Here is a 21,115-nt window from a genome sequence, read left to right on the forward strand (position 1 = left end):
GTATAGGATTGAAGCACATAACGTATATTTGCAGTCTATTTCAATGAAATAGATGAAATCATAAAAGTAATTTGAATATGAAACACTTTAAAATAATAACGATGGGAATACTTGCCTCTATTCTGAGTTTACTGGGATGTGGATATGGAAACAAGCGAGCTACGCAGAGTGAGAGTATAAATCCTTATATTCCGGTAGCCGCACAGATTACAATGGATAAGTTGTCGGGCGTGCTGAAAAACGTACAGGCAGGACGAACGGAATATGATTTTACGGGTATCTGTGCCAATGGTGTGAATTGTATCTATTTCATGCTAGATAACGGAAAGTTCTACATTGATTTTGAAGCCATGAGCAAAGACCAACTTCCCTATCTGGATACATTGAAGCAGTTTGCCAAAGAGCATAATTACCCAATTATCGAAACGACCTATAACAACACGCCCATAGATTACGATCATGTGAAATTTGCTCCGGTTCTAAGCCTGAAAGTCAATGCGGATATTGACAGCATCGTTCATGTTGGAAAATTGATTGAACAAACCATTTTCAAGAATAACGATCAGACCATTTACGATATAGTGCCTTAGAGGGTATAAGGAGAATATAAAAGAATAATGATAAAATGAGAGATAAGGATTCCGGGAAAAAGATATTCTGGATTTACCCTACAAATAAGTTTGTTTGGGCAGGAGTTGTCATATGTAGTATATTCTGTGCATTTATGATCTACTTTTTATGTGTAGCCAATTTAAGTGAGAATAAAGTCCTCTTTATTTTCCTGTTGCCCATATCTTTGTCTATCCTGTTAATCTGTTGGGCACTACCCAGTAAGATTTTGCTTTGCGAAGATAGAATAGAAGCACGAAGCCTGTTCGGGAAAAGAAGCATCCAGGTGGATGAGATAAACTCGTGGGGAGTTGTGCAAATGTATAAGCCCTACCGTTGTAAAGAGGGTATTTATTCTTACATACCTGCCAAGTCATTCAAACCTTCCCGTAAAATAGAGGAGAACATGATTTTCTCGTATAGCCTGTTTTTATCCAATATTCCGCACTATGACGGGAAAAAGAAAAATTCGTCCCAAACAGATAAAACTATTTTTGTCAGTTATCGGAAAGAAGTGTATATTGCATTGGAAAAGTATCTGAAAGAAAAAAAATAATGTATTAATATTAGTATATATGAAAGAATTTGGAACTATCGGAGATTTAATCAATGCTTATAAAGCAATACCATGTGACGCTTATATCTATTGCTCAAAAAGTGTTATTGAAACAGAGAACTTGGAGAATGGCAAATATTTAGTCATTGAATCGGAAGAAGAGGATGGATATGTGGAAACAGAAGATGGTGAAGTCCCCAAACAAGCATACGATTTGGGCATGAGTTCGTTGGTCGATGTTGAAACATTTAAGGATATATTGAGCTTTCAATATAAATTGAATCCCAAAACATTATACAAAGATTGTATAAAGGCTATTGAGTATTATCTAAGTAATGATGATTTTCTGGATGAATGAAATCAATCTTATGAAAAAGTTATTGTATTTGCTTGTCATGCTATTGATATTGGCGGCATGTAACCCAAAAGTTGAATTGACCAGTGCCGGAATGTACCCGAACTATCAAGTGGGTGAAATAGTAAATCTTATTCCGGTGGATTCTCTGACTTATGGGGACGTAATCGCATATCATTCATACATTCCCGGCTTTCAGGAAAGGGCATTTAAACGAATTGTCGGACTACCGGGCGATACTGTCCGCTTTCAGGATCAGCAATGTATCGTGAACGGCAAAAAGTGTGAATGGGTATTCATACGGAAACTTTTCTATGAAGAAGATGAATGTGAAGAGTATTGCGAAAGTCTGCCCAATGGCATGAAGGTGAACATCTGTAAAAGCGTTGTACCCATAGATTCGGCAACGGCTACCACGACTGCGGTTGTCGTCCCGGCGGGCAGCTACTTCGTTGCGGGGGATTACAGGGGCGGCTCGATTGACAGCCGTTCGCAAGGATGCGTAGCTGCGGATTCAATTATCGGGAAAGGTGTAAAAAGAAAGTAAGTACAGGGCTTTAGTTCCGATTTATTATGCTGAATACAATGAATATAAGAATCATTTCATTTATCTGTGCAGGATTGGTCGCAGCAAGTTGCGTGTCCTCACTCTGTTTCTATGATTATTTTGCCAACGATGGCACTACCAGCAATCCCATCTATTGGATTTTCGACTTTTTTCAGTTATCCATACTGCTGGGACAAGCCGGAATAGGCGTTTATACTATCAATGTGCTCCTACGGCAGAGGAAAGAAGCCATTTCTTCTCTAGGATATTTTGCGGCTCACGTATTTCTGCAAAATATAACTCCCTTGCTCCAAGCATGGTCTGCGGCTGTCATTACGGAATATCCGCAATGGTTGCTGATGAGTCAGGTCGGTTTTAGCATTGTTCTTTTTCTTACTTTGCTAATCATCCAGCCTGCATCTTTATTCAAAAAGTCGGAATATATCCCCTGGCTGTTGATGGCTGCATTTTATATCAACTGCGTATATACGGCACTTACCGTCATCGGTTTAATTATTACCCTGTAATGATTGCATATAAACAGAATCCAGCACAGCACCTTCCCAATGAATAGCAGGCGGGTATTGTTTCCAACCTCTTTCCGGTGGGGACAGTACCCATGTGGGGACAAACTCGTCCCCCAAAGCCTTATTGTATTCAGGGTTGCTGACGGCATACCTCACTATAATACGCAAAGGATTGCTGACACCCAAAAATTTGGGATATGTCGTTGTAGTATTATATTTCACTCCATCCACATAAAAACCGAACTGGCGTACCTTATGTCCCCCTTTAATGACACCCGACACTTTTTCATAAGTGGCTAAAGTGTATCGATTGCCTTCTGCCAACGCACGGGCTTTATGTATGCTATTGTACCATGTCCAGCCGGAACCTGACATTGCGAGAAGATATAAAAGGTAAATGGATAACGAAGTCTTTTTCCCATCCGTAGCCCACTGCTTTTTCAATAGCGAGCCTACTATCATAACAAAAGCCCCCACCCCTAACAGGGAGACACAAACCAAAACCGGAATATTCATGTACTCTATCATACTGTTTTAGAATATTCTTTTCTTCAAATAATATACCCAAAAAATCAATAGCTTTGCCGATAACGACACCAAAAACACTAAGTGCCAACGCTATGTAAGCTGCAACAATGAACGGTTGTTCGTCTATCCACTTATTGACAAGTACGGACATCCGGGAAAAGACACCACCCGCAACAGTCAGAACGATGGTCAGGGCAATATGTATCTCCACCAGCTTATCCTGTCTGTTTGAATCTATTTCGTCATCTTTTAAATACCTGACAAGCCACAGGCACGGAACAAACAGAAACAACATGAAAAATGCAATAATCGCCATTTCTTCCCCGGAGATTTCATGCAATCCTCTGCCGAAAAAGCGAAAACCGAATATTATTGCTATACAGGAAGTTATCATTTATGCCACTATTTTTAGTTTGTATTCTTAATCGTATATTCTTTCTCAATAGCCTGACAATTCGTTTCCCGGCTATCTTAATTCTTACCACCGAAAGCGCATCTACGAAGAATAGAATTGTATCGGCTTTGTTACTAATAACTCCTGATTCATATCGGATTCTTTAGTTTACAAAGTTACGGATATGACAGGAGAAAGGCAAATTTAAATCAAGAAAAGATAATAAACACGCGGATATACGATATTGATAACAATAACAAACAGCACTTCAATCTGCAAAGCAAGCATCCGGAGATACCTGTATCGTTTCAATAGAGATCAACAATTAGCCTGATAGGTACTTTCAACTAATCTTTTTTCATACATTGTGTTTTAAGTAAGGTAATCGGAAGACTGTGAATCAATGGAGCATTCCTGCAGTGTTGAAGTAAGTCTTCCTTGACCTTAAGCTGATAAAAAGAGGTAGAACAGGCCGGATTCGAACCAGCGATAGCCACCGTTAAGAAGTAAGCCCCGGTTGACCTCATTTCAGATAATCCCGAAGCTACTGTCCTACCTCTATATTTGTTTTTTGGGGAGCAGGCCGGAGTCGAACCGACGACCGTCTCTACCCACTGAGCTACTGCCTCTTTACGAAACAGGAAAACAGATAATCGTACTGGTAATGTTCTACCTTAAAGAGTGTGTTGAAGTAACCCGTACTTGACCTGTTTTCTTATTTCTTCGACAAAGATAGGCGTAGTGGTGCGCAACCTTTTTGCGTAACTCAAACTTTTTTGCTGTTTTCTCGAAAAAACAGTAAAAAATGAATAAACAAGACTTATTTTGTAAAAATACAGAAGAAATACGAAGACATATAGGTGATAACTCAACAGTTTTCCTACTTTTGTGTATAGTAGAGACATTACTCTCTCCCAACAATAAACACACAATATTATGAAAAGAGCATTTATTTATAAAGATGAGAAATCTCATAAATTTTGGTGGATTGATTATAGTGGCTGTGATTTTGCTGTAAATTATGGTAAGTTCGACAGTATCGGTAAATTTGAAATCAAAGACTTCGATACAGAAGAAGAATGCCTGAAACAAGCAGAGAAACTTATTCACTCGAAAAAGAAAAAAGGATATGTAGAAGACGCCAACTTCGACTTCATGCACAGATTTTATATTGATTCCGAAGAATATGGTTTGCACCCCAAAACTTCTCATCCCCGATTTACCGAACACTTCACGGAAGAACTCTATTATGATTGCGTAGACGAAGAAGCACCTTTTGGTAGCGATGAGGTAAGTGATACGTTAGATTCTCTTGAAGAAACGATCAGAAAAAATCCCAAACTCAACTTTCTTGATTTTCCCAAGTATCTGATAGAACACGACTGGGGCATGGAATATATTCCTGTTGAAAGTCTTGACCCCGAAGTGGTTAAAAAACTAGCTTCAAAGAAAGAAATGGATATGACACAAAGCGACATGGTGACTTACGCTACTGCCTTTGGACAAATAAAAATCACTGGGCGTCTCTCACCCAAATTACAAGAACAGGGAGTTAAAGCTATCAAAAGATTAGCTTTACTTTGGGGAAATGGGGTGACCGAGATTCAAAGCAGAATGATTGATGACTTACTTTCATTTCCTATTGATAAGGACTGATAATATGAAACTAATAGGTAGTAAATATATGAGAATAATAGAGATTAGGAACTACACTATGAGGTGTGGTTATTAACGCATTAGCAACAATCAAATCATTATCGTTATTATGGATATAGAAAGAATACTTAAAACAAGAGAAAATGCAATATACTACGGCATTGGTGAATACCAAAAAGACTGCTTTGGTTGGGTTGGTGGAAATGCTCCAGCTTGTTTTGATGATAAGTATTTATCGGACAAAGATAATCTCTATTTTTATCTAACATTTCAAAACCCTTTAAATCCCAACAAGCAAATATCTATTTTCACTCCGGAATTTGATGTTGCATTGGAATATAACACATATCCCGATTGTAAATTGTTGTTGGTTGAACATGAATTAAGTAGTCAAAGCAAAAGTGATAGATATAAACACCCCGAAATAGATGAAATTTATTCAATATACGAAATGAGTACAGAAAAAGATATGCCTGAAAAAAATTGTGCAATCAAATTTGGGGGTAATGTAATGCCTATTCAATGGGGATTAGATAATGATGGTAAAGTGGTTAAAGATGGAAATAGCTTCATTTTTCAAATCAACGAAATTTGCATAAAAGATATTTCTGTTTTCATGGCTGGCTGTATATATGTTTATGGAAAAATTGAAGGTAATAAAGTCACAAATCCATTTGTGGCATACTGGGAATATTCCTAATAACGATAAATTGATTAATTATTTCAAATAGGTTGCTAACAACGAAAGATAGCATCTGACGATGCTCCTTTCTAACCATTATAAGCAATAGAAAAACGGAAACAATATGATAAAATACATTTCGGGAGATATATTACAGAGTAAAGATGAGTACATAGCACAAGGTGTAGCTGTTGGCTCACAAGAAGGATTAGGAACTGGGCTTGCCTTTAAGCTGTCAAGTCAATTCCCTGAAATCCAAAAACTCTTTAAGAAGTACACACGAAACACTAAGTTCCAGGCTGGCAATGTGTTTATAGGAGAAATCAAAGGTTTCTCTCCGGGTATAATCTACATCGCTACACAACCCGATATGTATCATGCGGAACTCACATATCTGAATAAAGGTTTGAAACGCTTGAAAAAAGTGTGCGAAAGCAGAGGTATCAAAACCGTGTCGCTACCGAAAATAGGTGCAGGGCTGGGTAAGTTAGATTGGAATAGTGAGGTCAAACCTTTGCTTGAAAGTATTTTATCAGATTGTGAAACGGTATTCAATGTATATGAAGATTACAAGATTGAATACGAAATTTAGCTTACAACATACACCTGTCCTGCCTAACGGCGGCAAGCTGCAAACCATTATCAGCATAAAACATTAATACAAAAAAGAATGTTGATAATGAAATAGGAAATAAAAGAATTAATTGATTTTTGGCTGTAATTTATCTATATAGCTATGTCACCTATTATTAATAACAATTGCCACATGATATGGAACAAAAGAAATTAACTGAATTATCATTAGACGAGCTTTGGCAATTATTCCCCATAACCCTGACTGCACACCAAGACTATTGGACAGATTGGTATAAGGAAGAAGCGGAGTTGCTGAAAGAGAGACTTCCCTGTATTGAACGTATTAGCCATATAGGTAGCACAGCAATTAAAGAAATTTGGGCAAAGCCTACCATAGATATACTTGTGGAAATCCCAAGAGAAGAAAAAGTCGTCAATTTGAAAGGTACAATTGAAAGATGCGGCTATATCTGCATGGCAGAGAACGACAGTCGCATTGATTTCAATAAAGGTTATACATTACAAGGATTTGCTGAACGGGTATTTCATCTACACTTATGTTATGAGGGAGATAATGATGAATTGTATTTCAGAGATTATCTTCAAGCAAATACAGCTATTGCGAAAGAATATGAACGGCTTAAACTTGATTTATGGAAACAATATGAACATGACAGAAATATGTACACTTCCCACAAAGGTGATTTCGTAAAACAATATACACAGAAAGGGAAACTGCTTTTTACAGGCAGATACGACAATAAGTAATAAAAAAACTCTTCATAAATGTAAATCCCCAATAGATATAAGCTTAAGTTAGTATAACACGATGCAGGCATCCGGAGATACCTGCATCGTCTCAATAGAGATCAACGATTTGCCTTGCGGTTCTTCACTTCTTCCACGAGTTTGGTAAATGATTTTTCTTTTTTGCGTTTCTCATGTTCGGAAGCAGAAAAGTGCCACGCTTCCCGGCGAAGTTTCAGATAGCTCGCATAAACTTTATAATCTAATACACCACTGTTGACTGCTTCTAAAACAGCACAGCCCGGTTCGTTGATATGTTTGCAATCTTTAAAGCGACACAATTCAGCATAGTCAGAGATTTCCAACACTTCGGCAAGAGAATCGGGATTGTCAATGGCCAAGCCAAATTCACGGACGCCCGGAGTGTCGATTAAAACACCCGAACTGTCCATCAATACCATTTCACGACGGGTCGAAGTATGACGGCCTTTTCCTGTGGACAGGCTTATATCAGATGTGAGCAATACCGGCTTTTCACAAAGAGCATTCACCAAAGAGCTTTTCCCGACACCCGAAGAACCGACAAACACAACCGTTTCGCCTTCCGATATGGACTTCCGTAACCGGACAATTGTTTCGAGCTGATGAATACTCGTGAAAAATACGGGTATCTGACTGGAGATATGTTTTATTTGTTCCTCAACACTCTGTCTGTCAAAATCTAAATCGGCTTTATTAAGAACCAATACAGAGCTGATATTTTCCTCCATTATCTGAACCATAAAGCGTTCTACCCTGCGAACATTGAAATTATCGTCAAGGCTCTGCACAATAAATGCCTTATCGACATAAGAGGCAATGGCCTGCTTATCAGCAACCGTGCCACTTTTCTTGCGATACAATGTCCGCTCACGAGGCAGCCTATCAACTATAATCCCTTTATGTTCATCGAACGGTTGAAAAATGACCCAATCACCTGTACAAGGTAATTCATCATCCGATTTTCCATACATCATATTTCCCGTGAGTTCACACTGAAACAATCCGTTTCCGGAAATTACCTCGTAGCAAGTACGATGTACAATAGAGACACGCCCATGAGCAAGGGTACTATATATTGATTCTTGTTTTAGCTGATTGAGTTTCTCATTCCAACCATAAATAGTTAGGTTATCGTCGGATTTGTGAATTGTTTGATTTTCGTTATTCATGATCTTAATATATAGAGCGCACACGTTGAAAAGCATAACAATGCTTTTCACACCATTGTACGCAAGTTAAAAATTGAATTTATAAAAATATAGAAAACACCCTCGAATGGAATCATCCGAGAGCAAACGAAAGGACAACCTGTGTCAGAAACACAGATTGTTTATCAAACCAAATCCGATTTATTATTTTTAGTCATGCCACAAAGATAGGCATTTTTTATTTGATGGCAAAACGGGCAGTCATTTCATATCTCAACTTGATGACACGGTACTGTTCGGTAGCAGCCGTCCCCATGCTGACATTGCTCTGTGCCTGAAAAGGAAGATAACGGCTTATATTATTATCAACAGGTTCTATAATACGGATCACTTCACCCAATTCCTGCCCCATCGCTTCCACCAAGTAAGATGCTTTTTCACGGGCAGCTTTCAATGCTTCAATCTTACCTTGCTTCCGATACATTGGCAAATCCTTATGCTTCAATTCTCCGATGCGCATGGACTCAATTCCCCATGTGTTGACAGAACGGATAATGGAATTGATCTGCTCAAAATCGGTCAACCGGATATCCAATTGCTTACCTATCAGAAATTCCTTTCCTCTCTGGCGCCAATAATCCCCTATTTCCTGTGTACGGATAGCATCATCCGCTATTCCGATTTTGCGCAAACTCCGACGCAAATCCTTTTCAATCATAGCCAATGGCACTTTTGTCCGAAAATCTTCTTCTTTATTAGATTTACCTGTGTACTCTTCCTGCCAATACTCCTTAATCTGAATCAGAAAATGTATTTCATCCGGAACGACTTCAATCTCCGAAGAACCAGTCACTTCAATATATTTCCCATCACTTTCTTGAGCATTGACAACCATACTCCATGCAAACAAAACAAAAGCTAATAAAAATACCTTTTTCATATCTTTGATTTTATAATACAACCTCATTTACAGCATCCGAATGATTATATCACAAAGCTATTAAAAAAAACTGTAAAATCGATCTTATCCCAAAATATCAATCAAGCTTTTTCGATCTATCAAAATTATATCTCCATTCTTTACCTTACACTTTGGAGACGTCTTACCGGAAAGCAAAGAAATATTTCCTTCTTCAAACAAATGCTTCAACCGGGTAGTGGAAAGAGAAAAACACCTTTTTATCAATGATAATAATTTCAGGTTCAATTCAAAATCACATTCGATCCGAATACTTATTATCGCGTTGTTCATATTCATAATATCTTCGAAGGAGATATTACTTATCACCTCATATTCAACGCTATCGTAGTCTATTTGAAGCTTGTTCTTACTTGCCATTCCGGCTGAAAAAGCATACTGCCAGGCCACTTCTCTATCATTCATAGAAAAGCTATGAAACAGTTTTTTATTAATCAAGTCCGGTTTGGTACGTGACAGCAAAGTCATATTACAAGTGTTATCGCACTTCACGCACCTGTAAATCAGCCAGACATCAATGTTCTTTTTCTGTGCATTCATTCTGAACTTATCACTGCAATAAAAGCGGTCACTCTCACAGTGGCTGCATTTTTTAATCAATAAAGGAGTATTCTTCACCTTTATCTCCCATGTAAATGTTGTTTCCATAATTATACAAAAGCTATTATCTTTCTTTGTGAATCAAATCTTTTTCTCCGCAAAGTTGGATATTAGCCATTTGTATAATTCACAAGATGTCACAAGACGACATGAAATTTATTTGTCCAGCTCATCCATCATCTTTATAATTTTATCTTTCAACTTATCAAGAAACTGCGTCCGACTCTTCTTCCGGTTTCTGATTTCCAGGAATATGCGATAAAAGTCTCCAATCTCAATATTGAAAAGAGTCTCGCAGCAGAAGGCTATGTCTTTTAAACTGGTATTTCCATTGTTGAAGCATTTGCCCGCATACAGGGCATAGATAAACTCAACCAAAGCGACCTTGCTGTCCGTCCACTGCAATAGCCGGTTTTCTACCATTGAAGTGAATTTCAAATGAAGTTCCTCTGATAATATCTCTATTTGAGCAGACAGGTATTCCGCTAAACGATTGTTGGCTATGATTTCAGCCACACTTGAATCATGCAGGGTAGTGAAAGAAGAATCCCTGTCCAGCAACCCGAAACGGGTGTCTGCCAGAATATCATAGTTTCTTCTGACAAAATATTGTTCGTCGAGTTCCGTCCTGCCGGTACGGTAATAATCATAGAAAGAATTATTCAGGAAGTATTTTTTCAAGTTCTCCAGTTCCGACTTCAGATATTTGCATTGGGAAGACGGAGATTCGCCGATACGCTTCTTTTCAATCTGATACAAGCGGACATAAAACATCAACAGCCCGGAAATCTGTGGTTTCCAGGTCTTAAAGAAAAGAATTTCTTCTTTCGGATTCGGGAATTGGTATTCGGCAACGGCGGATTTCAACAGAATAAGAGACATCTGTATGACATCAATAATCTGCTTAATCTTATCTAGTGGGGCAATCGGCTGTCGCTCAATTCTTTCAATCTCTTTTTCTATGTTCTGCTTACTATTTCTTACGAAATTTTCCATTCGTTTTCATATCGCATACGTTTCGAGAAACCATGCAGTAAATAATAAAAATAACAAAATGAAAAACCGGTTCGAGTGGAATTACTCAAACGAAAGAAATTAGCCTGTGGTTCGTGAGGCTAATATTAAGCCAGAACAAATTTAAGAGTTGCGCCCAAAATAGTTACTTTTTGATTTCAAGGGCAAATATAATCGTTTTTTATGATTATATGACGTTTTGGTGAAATTTAAAGAACAAGGTATCCGAAAAAGCACAAAAATAGTATCTTTGCCTGCGATTTATTACCAAAGATGTGATAAAGCTATTTTTAATCATTTAATAATAAAGACTATGATTAGATTAAATGTTTTCGTCCGCGTAAGCGAGACAAACCGCGAAAAAGCGATTGAGGCAGCTAAAGAACTGACTGCTTGTTCTTTGAAGGAAGAAGGATGCATTGCTTATGATACTTTCGAAAGCAGTACCCGTCACGACGTTTTCATGATTTGTGAAACATGGCAGAATGCTGAAGTATTGGCAGCTCACGAGAAATCTTCTCATTTCAGCAAGTACGTAGGTATCATTCAGGAATTAGCTGAAATGAAACTAGAAAAGTTCGAATTCTAAATGAAACACGAAGAATAGATATACTATCTATCCAACTATCATCAAAAAAAGAGAGAGACATTCTTCTTCGAAAGGAAAGAATGTTTCTCTCTTCTTATTTCCAGATCTCACGGGAATAGAACTGTATGAAGTGATTAGTCCAGCTTCTTATGAATAAATGTCCCTTCAATCCAATAAGTTGCGTGATTCGATTCAAATTTCAGCAGCACATAGCCCGGATCGGTAGGACCTCCAGGAAAATGTTCGATAAACCAGTCCTGCCAAAGTTCTTGTTTCATCTTCTCGTCGGTTACCACTTCCACCGTTCCCGTTAAGGCTACGCTGTCTCCCTTATCCTGAAAGCATAATCCGGCTTTCGGGTTTGCCAGAAAGTCAATAGTCTTTAATGAGTCCGCTCCGGTAGACATCCAAATAGTAGAAATTCCGTCTGTTGCAATCTTACTCATCGGCACAAGACGGGGATATCCCTCTTTATTTACAGAAGCAAGCACTACCACTTCACACCTCTGCAACAACTCGGTTGCTTTCTCTTTCATTGTTTTTGTTGACATAATCTTATTGGATTTATATTGTAGGCAAATATAGTGAAAATAAATTCTAATTCACAATACGCCCGTTTGCCTTAGCCTTTTGAAGCCATTCAGGGACAATTTCTTTGAGAAATTTATCTTTGTCCGCCTTTTCAACAGCCATATCCAAACCAATATATTGCTGTGCTTTTTCTTTCGTTGTAATATCCGGAAGTGGTACATTATCTGTATACCCATGCGCTACAAGCACTTTGCTGATAAGCATACGAGCTTGGAATACTTTATTTAAGCCATGCCCCAAAATACGCATGGTTTCCTGCGGGGCATGAAAAGAACCGCCATGAGAAGATACGCCGAAATCCCATCTCCACTGTGCCTGACGAATTAACAGCAAGGCTTCTTGCATTTCATTTTCTGTAGCTCCTATATCCCAAGTAAACTTCGCTTCGATATGTGCTTTTGCCAACTCCTTTTCTAAAAGTGTACGCAACTCATTTGCCTTTTGCTGACGTTCGTATACATTTTTACAGAGCGTCTCTTTATTATCACGATGACAAGTCTGACAAGTGCGTTCAGTCACTGCTAACGGATTCTGAATATGGTGATCGCTATATTTTATCCCTCCTTCATCATTGTAAGGCATGTGACAGTCAGCGCACGACACACCACGCTGGGCGTGTATGCCCATCTTGAAAATTTCATAATCAGGATGTTGAGCCTTTAATATAGGGGCACGGCTCAATTTATGAATATAATCAGTAAATCCGATTTCATCATAATACTTTTCCAAATCTTCAACAGTGAAGCCCTTATCCCAAGGAAAAGTAGGATATTTTATATTCCCCTTGAAATAATACTCCGAATGACACTGTGCACAGACCAATGAACGCATTTCCTGTGGAGTAGCATGAGTGATATCTCTACCTTGACGGCTAAAAGCTTCAGTGAGCGACGGACGGCTGATATGCAAATCCATATTTTTAGGTTCATGACAATCGGCACATCCTATAGGGTTTACAATTTCGGCTCCCCATGCAGCCCACTTATTATTATAAAAGGAATCTACCCCAATAGCTTCTATCATACGGGGAACATCAGAACTTTTACACACCCAGCAACTTGCAAATTGAGGACCGTCAGCAACCCCCATAGGCGCACCAGTACGAAGTGAATGAACAATATCCTGTAAAGCGTACATATGCCCGCGCGGTGTTGAATAATCCTTAGAAAAAGTATATCCAGCCCATAATATGACCATTTCAGGACGTTGCTCTAAAACATCGATAGAGGTTCTTCCATTTAATCTACTGTGCAAATCGGTCGATGTCGTATCCACCCACGTCTTATATTCACGTGGATAGTTTTCAGCAAAAATAATGCTGCGTGCTTCTATTCCGTTTATTTTTATCTTTTTCTTATAGTCTACATTTACAACCTCTGCGCTGTGTTCCATCAGGAATGAAATAATTACTCCCGATGCAAAAATAACAGCCATTGCAAGAGCGAATAGTACCCACCTCTGCCAGGGTTTGAACTTATCTTTCATTATTTGCTTTTTTCTTTTAAATACCTTCTGTTTATTGTACTAAATTATATTTGCCAAAGACAAAATAACGGAGAAACAACTTCCTTTTCCTACTTCTGAATGCACTTCTATACGTCCAGCCAGTCGTTCAATAATCACTTTACAAATGGAAAGTCCCAAACCACTCCCCTGCTCAAATTCATCAGTCTTGTAAAAGCGATCAAAAATCATCATTAGTTCTTTATCATCAATCCCTTTGCCAGTATCTTTAACGTAAACGCAAACTTCCTGATGCTCTTTATATATTTTGCACCCCAAAGTAATAGTTCCGTCTTTGGTAAATTTATTTGCATTATTCAGAAAATTAGAGATGACTTGAGTAAAACGGAAGCAATCGATGTTAACGGGTAAGGAAACTGTTTCATCAAGTTCAAGGATAAAGCATAATGAAGGCTGAATCAATGTTTGGTAAGTGACATAAATCTCCTTTATTATTTTCGTAATGTTATGTTCCTTTATATCAAAGGATAAGTTGCCTGAATCTAAACGAGATATTTCTAATACGTCATTCACCAGTTTCAAAAGCAACTCATTATTATTATTGACTATTTCAATCATAGCAGCTTTCTCTTCCGGTTCTATTTCATCAGCCCCCTCACCTATTAATAAATTTGTGAAACCTACAATAGCATTGAGCGGTGTACGGATTTCATGACTCATATTATTTAGAAACGACTGTTTCAGCTCTGCTTTTTCTGCTATCTGTTTCGCTAGAATCAACTGTTGTTCATGCTCTACCAAGTTTTGAATATTCTGCATAATGCCTGCCAACATAATCTCCCCCTGGGCATCTTTCAAAGTACTGCATCGAAGTTCATACCATTGATAATCTGCCTCTTTCCCTCCAAAGCAAAAACGTATTCGTTGTATTTGCATACTGGGAGACTGATATAATGTTTCGTAGAATGAGCTAAGCAATTGTACATCATCAGGATGGGTATATCTCATAATATCCTCTTTTGTAAATCTCCGTTGTTCCATGCCAACCAATCGTACATAATTATCATCAAATTCAAGAACACCTTCCTGAATATTCCAAAGTGAAATTTTCCCGCCATTCATAGAAAGAGTCAATCGTTTGTGCGCTTCTTCCAGCATTTGAAGATTCTTACGCTCCATCAACGAACGGCGATGTGTACGTAACAGACTAATGGTTACCAAAATAAAAGAGAAAACAAACAACCCACCCAACAAATAAAGTTCTTTTCGATAACGATCGTAAAAGGGATAGTTAATCATACGAACATTTTGCGGAACATTACTAATATCACCCGCATATTCAGAAAAATATGTCCAGTCCAGTACATACTCTTTTTCCAAATCTCTTATTTTAGGCATTCCTGTTTTTTCTTTCTTTAACAAGCGTGTAGCAAGACTAGCGGCAGCCTTCGCCGTAATACCCTCTGTAGCCATATAACCACCGACAATCTTAGCATTTTCACCGAAACCTTCACGAATACAACTAAAAGAAGGAATATTTAAAGCTGTTACTATCGGGATTGCCAGCATATCTAATTTATCCAGTAAGAACGCTTGATTTTGTTGTCTTCTCTTTGATTGTTTCAACATTACCAGCAAAGAAGATCCTTTTATATAACGAAAGGGGCAGAGACTTATTGTCAGACCATTTCTTTTAGCACTATCATTTATCAAGCCGGGGGTCAGATTAAAATATTCAATCATCTCCGTCAAATGCTTATAATCACACTCTTGCACAAATGCTTTTTGATAGCCCAGAACTCTCACATTCTTCCTGTCAACCACTCGGGAAAGGCTATCGAAAGATTTATGTCCAAGAAAGGTCAGATCTATATTATAAATAATCTCCATATCATTCTGGGGATACAATGTTTTTATAAAGTCTATATTACGTTTCAGATCGGGACTATCACGCAATACATAAACTTTCTGCGAATCGTATTCTTCTATCAGTTCTTCATTAGGAAAATGCACATTACAAGCTACCACGGGAATAGAAGATAATAACCGGTGACGGGTAGATAATAAAGAATTAGTTGCCTGGTCACCAACGGTCAGAATAAGGTCTGTCGATTTACTTTCAAGAAGTTCAAGATATTCCCTTACATGTTCTTTCTCCTCTTTTTCATCAAATTTGCTACAATCAAGATAAAACTTATCAAACGTTACCTCTATCCCTTGTTTCTGAAACTCCTGATACAACAACTTTTCTATATTTCTGTTGCCAATGTCATCTTTAAATATGGAATAAATCAGAGAAATATGCTTTACTATCAAATTGTCAGTAACATACCAGTGTTTGTAATTTAGTCCACCTATAAAAACAAGCAATGAAAGAATGAATATTAAAACGTATTTATATTTGAAGTAGGTTTTGTTCATGCTTTTTTGTTTATGTTTGGCAAAAATAGCATAATTTTCACAACAAGAAAGGTATTTCACTGAAAACATCCATTAAAAACATTCATTTTTATTAAAATCAATAAATTTCCTGGTTATCAATCCTATTTCTATATTTTGCATGACCCTTTTTTGTATTATCTTTGTTTCTCTAAAACAAGGAAATAAATGAGGAACTTTGCAGCCATCGACTTTGAAACGGCCAATGGTAAACGTACAAGTGTTTGTAGTGTAGGTGTTGTCATTGTAAAAGACGGTAAGATCGTGAACAAAATCTATCGCCTCATTCGTCCTGCTCCTAATTATTATACGCAATGGACAACGGCTATCCACGGATTAACTTACGACGATACGATGGAAGCCGAAGATTTTCCCGATGTATGGGCTGAAATCAAACCATTGATAGATGGATTGCCACTTGTTGCACACAATAGTCCTTTTGATGAAGGTTGTCTTCGGGCAGTTCACGAATTGTATGACATGACTTATCCTAATTACAAATTTTATTGTACCTGCCGTACTTCCAGAAAAGTTTTCGGAAAAGATCTGCCCAATCATCAATTGCATACGGTAGCAGAACGGTGCGGATATAATTTAGAGAATCACCACCACGCACTTGCTGACGCAGAAGCTTGTGCACAAATAGCTTTGCTTATTATCCCCGATCCTCCCAAACCGAAGAAAGCAAAAAAAGCCGATAAAGATACGCATGTTGGAGACTTATTCGCCTCACTTATCCCTCAACAAGTGAAAAAGAATAAATAAAAAAAACACCACAACTATTATCACGTTCAATAATAGTCATAGTGTTTTTATAATAAAGTGCTAATTAAAACTTCAACTAAAGAATAGATTTAGCGATACCCATTTCCAAGCCACGAAGTTCTGCCAATCCGCGAAGACGTCCCAGACAAGAATATCCCGGATTTGTCTTTTTCTTCAAATCATCAATCATCTGATGACCATGGTCGGGACGCATAGCGATAGAGCATTTACGACGTTGTTGCAGAAGAATCAGGCTCTTCATCACATTGTACATGTCTACATTCCCTTCCAGATGATTCGCTTCATAGAAGTTTCCTTCTTCGTCACGTTGTGTGCTGCGCAAGTGAACAAAGTTTACACGATCACCGAAACGTTCCATCATGCCTGCAAGGTCATTGTCGGCACGTACTCCGAAAGAACCTGTACACAAGCAAAGGCCATTGGATTCGTTAGGCACGGCTTCAATCAGTTTTTTGAAATCTTCTTCCGTACTCAAAATACGTGGCAAACCTAAAATAGTGTAAGGAGGATCATCCGGGTGAATCACCAGCTTCACGCCTACTTCATCGGCAACAGGCGCAATTTCTTTCAAGAAGAAAATCAAGTTGGAACGGAGCTTTTCAGCGTCAATATCGTTATAACGGTCTAATGCCTGCTGGAATTGCTCTACTGTGAAACTTTCTTCCGAACCTGGAAGTCCGGCAATCATATTGCGAACCAACAGTTTCTTATCATCTTCACTCATTTGTTCGAAACGAGCTTTTGCTTTAGCTATTTCTTCAGGAGTGTAATCTTTTTCTGCGTTCGGACGTTTCAGGATGAAAAGGTCAAAGGCTACAAAAGCCGCCTTTTCGAAACGAAGAGCTTTAGAGCCATCAGGCATTGTATAGGCAAGGTCAGTACGTGTCCAGTCCAGTACGGGCATAAAGTTATAAGTAACTACCATTACGCCACACTTCGCCAGATTACGGATACTTTCCTTATAGTTTTCAATGTATTTCATGAAGTCACCAGTCTGTGTCTTGATATGTTCGTGTACAGGTACACTTTCTACCACAGACCATGTCAGACCTACTTCTTCAATCATTTGTTTACGTTTCATGATCTCTTCTACTGTCCACACTTCACCATTCGGAATGTGATGAAGAGCATTTACTATACCGGTAGCGCCTGCCTGCTTAATATCCCACAAGCTAACGGGGTCGTTAGGACCATACCAGCGCCAAGTTTGTTCACATAAATACATATTGTTATTAAATTAAGAATTGAAAATTGAGAATTAAGAAATCAAAGTTGAAAATTAAAAGTTGAGAGTCGGCATACGGATGCTACGCAGCCAATTCTCAATTTTTAATTCTCAATTCTCCATTTATTAAATTGAGAATGCATCAAATCCACCATCGATTACAGCTACTGTACCTGTTACGAAGTTAGAAGCATCGCTAATCAAATAATGGATGGTTCCATAAAGATCTTCCGGTTCACCGAAACGGTTGAATGGAGTATGAGCGAGAATTGTTTTTGAACGATCAGTCAGAGAGCCATCCGGATTAGTCAATAACGCACGGTTCTGATCGGTCAGGAAGAATCCCGGAGCAATCGCATTTACACGCAGACCGTTACCGAATTTCAATGCCAGTTCGCCAGCCATGTATTTAGTAAAGTTAGCAATAGCTGCTTTAGCTGCACCATAACCAACGACACGAGTCAATGGACGAAGAGCTGATTCAGAGCAGAAGTTTACAATAGAACCTTTCTTCTGTTCTACCATAATTTCAGCAAATACCATTGTAGGCAATACGGTACCGAAAAGGTTCAAATCCACCACTTTCTTAAATGCGTCAATCTGTAAATCGAAGAACGTTTTGTCCGGAGCGATAGTTGCACCTGCCATGTTACCTCCAGCAGCGTTCAACAAAACATCAATACGGCCATAAGCCTTCATAATTTCCACTTTGTTGCCTTCCAGCACTTCCTTATCCATCACATCAGTGTAAAGGAACATTGCTTCATTTCCTTCTGCTTTGATACTGTCTACCAATGCTTTTCCAGCTTCTTCACTTCTGTCGAGCACAACCACTTTTGCGCCTTCCTTTGCGAGATACGCAGCAATACCTTTACCTAAAATACCAGCTCCGCCGGTGATAACAACTACTTTGCCTTTTACGTTAAATAATTCATTCATGGTTCTTATAAATTTATATGTTTATAATTTATTGTTCAGATAATATTTCAGATTCTCTTTAAGGAGAATATCGATAGGCATCAAATTCACTTTCTCACTATTCTGCTTGAACAGCAAATGATTACACAATGATTTAACGCCATCGTACCCCTGACGCTCGGGGCGCTGCGCAATCAATGCGGTTATCACACCTTCGGAAAGTAATTGCGTATTTCTGCCGATAAGGTCATAACCAACCAGTTTGACAGCCTGCATTCCTCTTGCTTTCAGGTAATTTCCTAAAATATAGCAAGTTGAATTAAAGATAATAGCGCCTTTAATATTCGGATTAGCTTCAAAGATTTCATCCAGTTTCATGAAGTTATACACTGAATCATTTATTTTCAGTTCTACTTCATGCAGATTTCCATTAAACGCTGTTTCAGTGAGATAATGACAGAAACCTTCGCGCCTGTTCTTTCCCTGGTTAGAATCATTCTTCCCACTATGAATAATCCGTGCCATTAATATATCGGAAGAAGAAGGAAGCCTGTCCATCAATAATCTGGCAGCAATCACTCCGGCATCATAAGATTCCGTTCCAAAATAAGCCAGTTGATGCTGCCCTCCAATGTTGGAGTCAACATACACGTATGGTATTTCATTCCTGTCAAGCTCCTGCGAAAGCCGGATAACAGAATCTGTAAACAAAGTCGCAATCAATACCCCATCCACTTTCTCATTCAGCAGATTTCGGATAATATCATCAAAAGTCTTGTTATTATATTGATCGAAAAAGAGTTTGGTAATGGTGATATTATATGATTCCATTTCCGCCGCAGCTTTATCTATCCCTTCCGAAATAGCTTCCCAATACTCCCCCTGCACAAAAGAAGGAGTTATTGCAAGGATATGATATTGTTTTTTGGAGGCTGCTAATGAACGTGCCATCAGATTTGGTTGGTAATGTACCATTTCCAGGATAGCCTGTACTTTTTTCCTGTTTTCTTCAGATACTCTTCCACGATTATGGATTACACGGTCTACCGTGCCAACAGAGACACCTGCCATCTTGGCAATGTCTACAATCCGAATATTTGAAAACTCTTTATCCATATATTGATAAGCATCTTGTTTTTCATCGGCAAAAGTAAAATGAATTATTGAATTAAGCAATAGTGTGTGCGCACACACATTATATCAAAACAAACATATACAATTAATAATCAAATAATTAACTCCAACAAACAGAAAATATACATGTTGTTAAACATAAGAAAAAGTAAAGATAGTATAGAGAAAAAGACTCTTTTCAGATGAAAAGTTAGAGAGAAAGTAACTCCCAATTCTTGAAGGAAACGATAATAATAAAGAAGATTAGCCTAAATGTGTTCGCACACACATTGATACGATGACTAAATAAAGCTAGGGATAAAAGATTAAATATACAAAAAATAAAACAGGTAACCAATTATATTTAAATCGATTACCCGTTTTGGGATTCTTACTTTTCCCACTTATCTTTTGCTTTTCCGGCCATTTTGTCGGCTTCTGCCGCTACTTTATCAGCAATTTCCGCACCGGTTTCTACTGCTTTAAGTCCAAGATCCATTGCTTTTCTTTCAGCATGAGCAGCTGCTATTTCAGCATCGCGACCTATACGATGGATAGCATTATAAATTTCGCTTTCCAACTGTTTTGCTTTTGCTGTACGTGAAAGACGATAAGCTACTGCGCCGAGGATTGACCCAATTCCGAGTCCAATCCAGAAATTTCCATGTCTACATTCCATAATTAAGTTCTGTTTTTAGGATTAAAAATAAATTATATAAATATCTATTTAGATTTCGAGAATAAGGAAGCAATCCATAATACAAGGATAGCCCCTACAGTGGAAGTTATCAAACTTCCGATCAATCCTGAAGCTGACAGTCCGAAAAGGGCAAATACCCAACCGCCCAGTACACCTCCAAGAATACCAAGTAATAAATTTATAATAAGACCAAAACCTCCGCCGCGCATTACTTTACCTGCGAGGAATCCAGCCACAATACCAATAATGATATACCAAATAAAGCCCATATAATCCTCCTTTTTTATTTAACAACAGCAGGTACGGAGAATAGTTCGGTTAGTCAAAACT

25 protein-coding genes and 1 tRNA gene are annotated in these 21,115 nt (G+C 38.2%); 11 read left to right on the forward strand and 15 right to left on the reverse strand.

Annotated features, from left to right (window positions below; translation table 11 throughout):
- Window positions 1-77 precede the first annotated feature (77 nt).
- From KFO40_RS03500 to KFO40_RS03520, 5 genes are read left to right on the forward strand one after another with little or no spacing between them, the layout of a single operon-like run.
- On the forward strand, window positions 78-590 hold the full coding sequence (locus KFO40_RS03500; protein ID WP_049702483.1) for a hypothetical protein: 513 nt from the start codon (window positions 78-80) through the stop codon (window positions 588-590).
- Window positions 591-625: 35 nt separating this feature from the next.
- On the forward strand, window positions 626-1,165 hold the full coding sequence (locus KFO40_RS03505) for a hypothetical protein (RefSeq protein WP_015532915.1): 540 nt from the start codon (window positions 626-628) through the stop codon (window positions 1,163-1,165).
- Between the two features lie 19 nt (window positions 1,166-1,184).
- Entirely contained in the window at window positions 1,185-1,523 is a 339-nt protein-coding gene (locus KFO40_RS03510) for a hypothetical protein (protein WP_004313330.1), read from the forward strand.
- 10 nt (window positions 1,524-1,533) lie between these two features.
- The gene (gene lepB / locus KFO40_RS03515; protein WP_049703322.1) at window positions 1,534-2,067 is read left to right on the forward strand and encodes a signal peptidase I; all 534 of its coding nucleotides are present in this window, start codon (window positions 1,534-1,536) and stop codon (window positions 2,065-2,067) included.
- 38 nt (window positions 2,068-2,105) lie between these two features.
- A complete protein-coding gene (locus KFO40_RS03520) occupies window positions 2,106-2,594 on the forward strand; it encodes a hypothetical protein (protein WP_049703321.1) in 489 nt (162 codons plus the stop codon).
- On the opposite strand, the gene KFO40_RS03525 is transcribed toward KFO40_RS03520, so the two are convergent.
- The 3 genes from KFO40_RS03525 to KFO40_RS03535 all read right to left on the reverse strand — a co-directional run bounded on the left by KFO40_RS03525 (window position 2,577) and on the right by KFO40_RS03535 (window position 4,145).
- Entirely contained in the window at window positions 2,577-3,056 is a 480-nt protein-coding gene (locus KFO40_RS03525) for a hypothetical protein (RefSeq protein ID WP_410489897.1), read from the reverse strand. The two genes, KFO40_RS03520 and KFO40_RS03525, sit on opposite strands and share 18 nt — an antisense overlap.
- A complete protein-coding gene (locus KFO40_RS03530) occupies window positions 2,938-3,516 on the reverse strand; it encodes a hypothetical protein (protein WP_248005555.1) in 579 nt (192 codons plus the stop codon). Before KFO40_RS03530 ends, KFO40_RS03525 begins: the two co-directional genes overlap by 119 nt.
- Window positions 3,517-4,088: 572 nt before the next feature.
- Window positions 4,089-4,145, reverse strand: a tRNA-OTHER gene (locus tag KFO40_RS03535).
- 307 nt (window positions 4,146-4,452) lie between these two features.
- Between KFO40_RS03535 and KFO40_RS03540 the strand changes: the two genes are divergently transcribed.
- The 4 genes from KFO40_RS03540 to KFO40_RS03555 all read left to right on the forward strand — a co-directional run bounded on the left by KFO40_RS03540 (window position 4,453) and on the right by KFO40_RS03555 (window position 7,198).
- Window positions 4,453-5,172 carry a WGR domain-containing protein gene (locus KFO40_RS03540; protein ID WP_211146070.1) on the forward strand — a complete coding sequence of 240 codons (720 nt, stop codon included), beginning with the start codon at window positions 4,453-4,455 and terminating at the stop codon, window positions 5,170-5,172.
- A gap of 109 nt (window positions 5,173-5,281) precedes the next feature.
- Window positions 5,282-5,872 (forward strand): hypothetical protein, encoded by a 591-nt coding sequence (locus KFO40_RS03545; protein WP_008025597.1) that lies wholly within the window; start codon window positions 5,282-5,284, stop codon window positions 5,870-5,872.
- A 106-nt stretch (window positions 5,873-5,978) separates the two neighbouring features.
- Complete coding sequence (locus tag KFO40_RS03550) at window positions 5,979-6,446, forward strand: macro domain-containing protein (RefSeq protein ID WP_008025599.1); 468 nt, start codon at window positions 5,979-5,981, stop codon at window positions 6,444-6,446.
- 179 nt (window positions 6,447-6,625) lie between these two features.
- Entirely contained in the window at window positions 6,626-7,198 is a 573-nt protein-coding gene (locus KFO40_RS03555; RefSeq protein ID WP_009039877.1) for a GrpB family protein, read from the forward strand.
- A 101-nt stretch (window positions 7,199-7,299) separates the two neighbouring features.
- Here KFO40_RS03555 and rsgA read toward each other — a convergent pair whose 3' ends face one another.
- The 4 genes from rsgA to KFO40_RS03575 form a co-directional block, all read right to left on the reverse strand.
- On the reverse strand, window positions 7,300-8,388 hold the full coding sequence (rsgA, locus tag KFO40_RS03560) for a ribosome small subunit-dependent GTPase A (protein ID WP_015532927.1): 1,089 nt from the start codon (window positions 8,386-8,388) through the stop codon (window positions 7,300-7,302).
- 217 nt (window positions 8,389-8,605) lie between these two features.
- On the reverse strand, window positions 8,606-9,307 hold the full coding sequence (locus KFO40_RS03565; RefSeq protein ID WP_117684183.1) for an SIMPL domain-containing protein: 702 nt from the start codon (window positions 9,305-9,307) through the stop codon (window positions 8,606-8,608).
- Window positions 9,308-9,391: 84 nt separating this feature from the next.
- A complete protein-coding gene (locus KFO40_RS03570; protein WP_120145233.1) occupies window positions 9,392-9,994 on the reverse strand; it encodes a DUF1062 domain-containing protein in 603 nt (200 codons plus the stop codon).
- A 108-nt stretch (window positions 9,995-10,102) separates the two neighbouring features.
- A complete protein-coding gene (locus tag KFO40_RS03575; RefSeq protein WP_049702480.1) occupies window positions 10,103-10,942 on the reverse strand; it encodes an RteC domain-containing protein in 840 nt (279 codons plus the stop codon).
- Window positions 10,943-11,273: 331 nt separating this feature from the next.
- On the opposite strand from KFO40_RS03575, the gene KFO40_RS03580 reads away from it, so the two are divergent.
- A complete protein-coding gene (locus KFO40_RS03580) occupies window positions 11,274-11,549 on the forward strand; it encodes a putative quinol monooxygenase (protein ID WP_004313343.1) in 276 nt (91 codons plus the stop codon).
- A gap of 134 nt (window positions 11,550-11,683) precedes the next feature.
- Here KFO40_RS03580 and KFO40_RS03585 read toward each other — a convergent pair whose 3' ends face one another.
- The 3 genes from KFO40_RS03585 to KFO40_RS03595 are packed head-to-tail and all read right to left on the reverse strand — an operon-like array spanning window position 11,684 to window position 16,094.
- Window positions 11,684-12,100: a pyridoxamine 5'-phosphate oxidase family protein gene (locus KFO40_RS03585; protein ID WP_211146071.1), complete on the reverse strand. Its 417-nt coding sequence runs from the start codon at window positions 12,098-12,100 to the stop codon at window positions 11,684-11,686.
- A 46-nt stretch (window positions 12,101-12,146) separates the two neighbouring features.
- Window positions 12,147-13,625 (reverse strand): ammonia-forming cytochrome c nitrite reductase, encoded by a 1,479-nt coding sequence (gene nrfA, locus KFO40_RS03590; RefSeq protein ID WP_211146072.1) that lies wholly within the window; start codon window positions 13,623-13,625, stop codon window positions 12,147-12,149.
- A 39-nt stretch (window positions 13,626-13,664) separates the two neighbouring features.
- Window positions 13,665-16,094, reverse strand: coding sequence for a sensor histidine kinase (locus KFO40_RS03595; protein ID WP_211146073.1), 2,430 nt, complete (start codon window positions 16,092-16,094; stop codon window positions 13,665-13,667).
- Between the two features lie 117 nt (window positions 16,095-16,211).
- On the opposite strand from KFO40_RS03595, the gene KFO40_RS03600 reads away from it, so the two are divergent.
- Window positions 16,212-16,808 (forward strand): 3'-5' exonuclease, encoded by a 597-nt coding sequence (locus tag KFO40_RS03600; RefSeq protein ID WP_004313349.1) that lies wholly within the window; start codon window positions 16,212-16,214, stop codon window positions 16,806-16,808.
- A 76-nt stretch (window positions 16,809-16,884) separates the two neighbouring features.
- Here the strand turns inward: KFO40_RS03600 and uxuA are convergent, their stop codons facing one another.
- From uxuA to KFO40_RS03625, 5 genes are all read right to left on the reverse strand, one after another.
- Complete coding sequence (uxuA, locus tag KFO40_RS03605; RefSeq protein WP_049702477.1) at window positions 16,885-18,054, reverse strand: mannonate dehydratase; 1,170 nt, start codon at window positions 18,052-18,054, stop codon at window positions 16,885-16,887.
- A gap of 126 nt (window positions 18,055-18,180) precedes the next feature.
- The gene (locus tag KFO40_RS03610; RefSeq protein ID WP_004304110.1) at window positions 18,181-18,993 is read right to left on the reverse strand and encodes an SDR family oxidoreductase; all 813 of its coding nucleotides are present in this window, start codon (window positions 18,991-18,993) and stop codon (window positions 18,181-18,183) included.
- 21 nt (window positions 18,994-19,014) lie between these two features.
- Complete coding sequence (locus KFO40_RS03615) at window positions 19,015-20,088, reverse strand: substrate-binding domain-containing protein (protein ID WP_008025616.1); 1,074 nt, start codon at window positions 20,086-20,088, stop codon at window positions 19,015-19,017.
- Between the two features lie 388 nt (window positions 20,089-20,476).
- Window positions 20,477-20,764: a YtxH domain-containing protein gene (locus tag KFO40_RS03620; RefSeq protein WP_015532932.1), complete on the reverse strand. Its 288-nt coding sequence runs from the start codon at window positions 20,762-20,764 to the stop codon at window positions 20,477-20,479.
- A 44-nt stretch (window positions 20,765-20,808) separates the two neighbouring features.
- Window positions 20,809-21,054: a GlsB/YeaQ/YmgE family stress response membrane protein gene (locus KFO40_RS03625; RefSeq protein ID WP_004313353.1), complete on the reverse strand. Its 246-nt coding sequence runs from the start codon at window positions 21,052-21,054 to the stop codon at window positions 20,809-20,811.
- Between the last annotated feature and the right edge of the window lie 61 nt (window positions 21,055-21,115).

Origin of the sequence: Bacteroides sp. 1001302B_160321_D4, assembly GCF_015667765.1 — a bacterium.
Lineage (GTDB): Bacteria > Bacteroidota > Bacteroidia > Bacteroidales > Bacteroidaceae > Bacteroides > Bacteroides xylanisolvens.

What these genes read in the sequence shown, in the direction of transcription:
- KFO40_RS03585 (WP_211146071.1), bottom strand. Translation starts at nt 12,100, where the DNA reads ATGTCAACAAAAACAATGAAAGAGAAAGCAACCGAGTTGTTGCAGAGG.
- KFO40_RS03510 (WP_004313330.1), top strand. Translation starts at nt 1,185, where the DNA reads ATGAAAGAATTTGGAACTATCGGAGATTTAATCAATGCTTATAAAGCA.
- uxuA (WP_049702477.1), bottom strand. Translation starts at nt 18,054, where the DNA reads ATGTATTTATGTGAACAAACTTGGCGCTGGTATGGTCCTAACGACCCC.
- KFO40_RS03600 (WP_004313349.1), top strand. Translation starts at nt 16,212, where the DNA reads ATGAGGAACTTTGCAGCCATCGACTTTGAAACGGCCAATGGTAAACGT.
- KFO40_RS03505 (WP_015532915.1), top strand. Translation starts at nt 626, where the DNA reads ATGAGAGATAAGGATTCCGGGAAAAAGATATTCTGGATTTACCCTACA.
- KFO40_RS03540 (WP_211146070.1), top strand. Translation starts at nt 4,453, where the DNA reads ATGAAAAGAGCATTTATTTATAAAGATGAGAAATCTCATAAATTTTGG.
- KFO40_RS03565 (WP_117684183.1), bottom strand. Translation starts at nt 9,307, where the DNA reads ATGAAAAAGGTATTTTTATTAGCTTTTGTTTTGTTTGCATGGAGTATG.
- KFO40_RS03595 (WP_211146073.1), bottom strand. Translation starts at nt 16,094, where the DNA reads ATGTTTTCAGTGAAATACCTTTCTTGTTGTGAAAATTATGCTATTTTT.
- lepB (WP_049703322.1), top strand. Translation starts at nt 1,534, where the DNA reads ATGAAAAAGTTATTGTATTTGCTTGTCATGCTATTGATATTGGCGGCA.
- KFO40_RS03500 (WP_049702483.1), top strand. Translation starts at nt 78, where the DNA reads ATGAAACACTTTAAAATAATAACGATGGGAATACTTGCCTCTATTCTG.
- KFO40_RS03580 (WP_004313343.1), top strand. Translation starts at nt 11,274, where the DNA reads ATGATTAGATTAAATGTTTTCGTCCGCGTAAGCGAGACAAACCGCGAA.
- KFO40_RS03620 (WP_015532932.1), bottom strand. Translation starts at nt 20,764, where the DNA reads ATGGAATGTAGACATGGAAATTTCTGGATTGGACTCGGAATTGGGTCA.
- KFO40_RS03615 (WP_008025616.1), bottom strand. Translation starts at nt 20,088, where the DNA reads ATGGATAAAGAGTTTTCAAATATTCGGATTGTAGACATTGCCAAGATG.
- nrfA (WP_211146072.1), bottom strand. Translation starts at nt 13,625, where the DNA reads ATGAAAGATAAGTTCAAACCCTGGCAGAGGTGGGTACTATTCGCTCTT.
- KFO40_RS03610 (WP_004304110.1), bottom strand. Translation starts at nt 18,993, where the DNA reads ATGAATGAATTATTTAACGTAAAAGGCAAAGTAGTTGTTATCACCGGC.
- KFO40_RS03550 (WP_008025599.1), top strand. Translation starts at nt 5,979, where the DNA reads ATGATAAAATACATTTCGGGAGATATATTACAGAGTAAAGATGAGTAC.
- KFO40_RS03555 (WP_009039877.1), top strand. Translation starts at nt 6,626, where the DNA reads ATGGAACAAAAGAAATTAACTGAATTATCATTAGACGAGCTTTGGCAA.
- KFO40_RS03525 (WP_410489897.1), bottom strand. Translation starts at nt 3,056, where the DNA reads ATGATAGTAGGCTCGCTATTGAAAAAGCAGTGGGCTACGGATGGGAAA.
- KFO40_RS03530 (WP_248005555.1), bottom strand. Translation starts at nt 3,516, where the DNA reads ATGATAACTTCCTGTATAGCAATAATATTCGGTTTTCGCTTTTTCGGC.
- KFO40_RS03520 (WP_049703321.1), top strand. Translation starts at nt 2,106, where the DNA reads ATGAATATAAGAATCATTTCATTTATCTGTGCAGGATTGGTCGCAGCA.
- rsgA (WP_015532927.1), bottom strand. Translation starts at nt 8,388, where the DNA reads ATGAATAACGAAAATCAAACAATTCACAAATCCGACGATAACCTAACT.
- KFO40_RS03545 (WP_008025597.1), top strand. Translation starts at nt 5,282, where the DNA reads ATGGATATAGAAAGAATACTTAAAACAAGAGAAAATGCAATATACTAC.
- KFO40_RS03625 (WP_004313353.1), bottom strand. Translation starts at nt 21,054, where the DNA reads ATGGGCTTTATTTGGTATATCATTATTGGTATTGTGGCTGGATTCCTC.
- KFO40_RS03575 (WP_049702480.1), bottom strand. Translation starts at nt 10,942, where the DNA reads ATGGAAAATTTCGTAAGAAATAGTAAGCAGAACATAGAAAAAGAGATT.
- KFO40_RS03570 (WP_120145233.1), bottom strand. Translation starts at nt 9,994, where the DNA reads ATGGAAACAACATTTACATGGGAGATAAAGGTGAAGAATACTCCTTTA.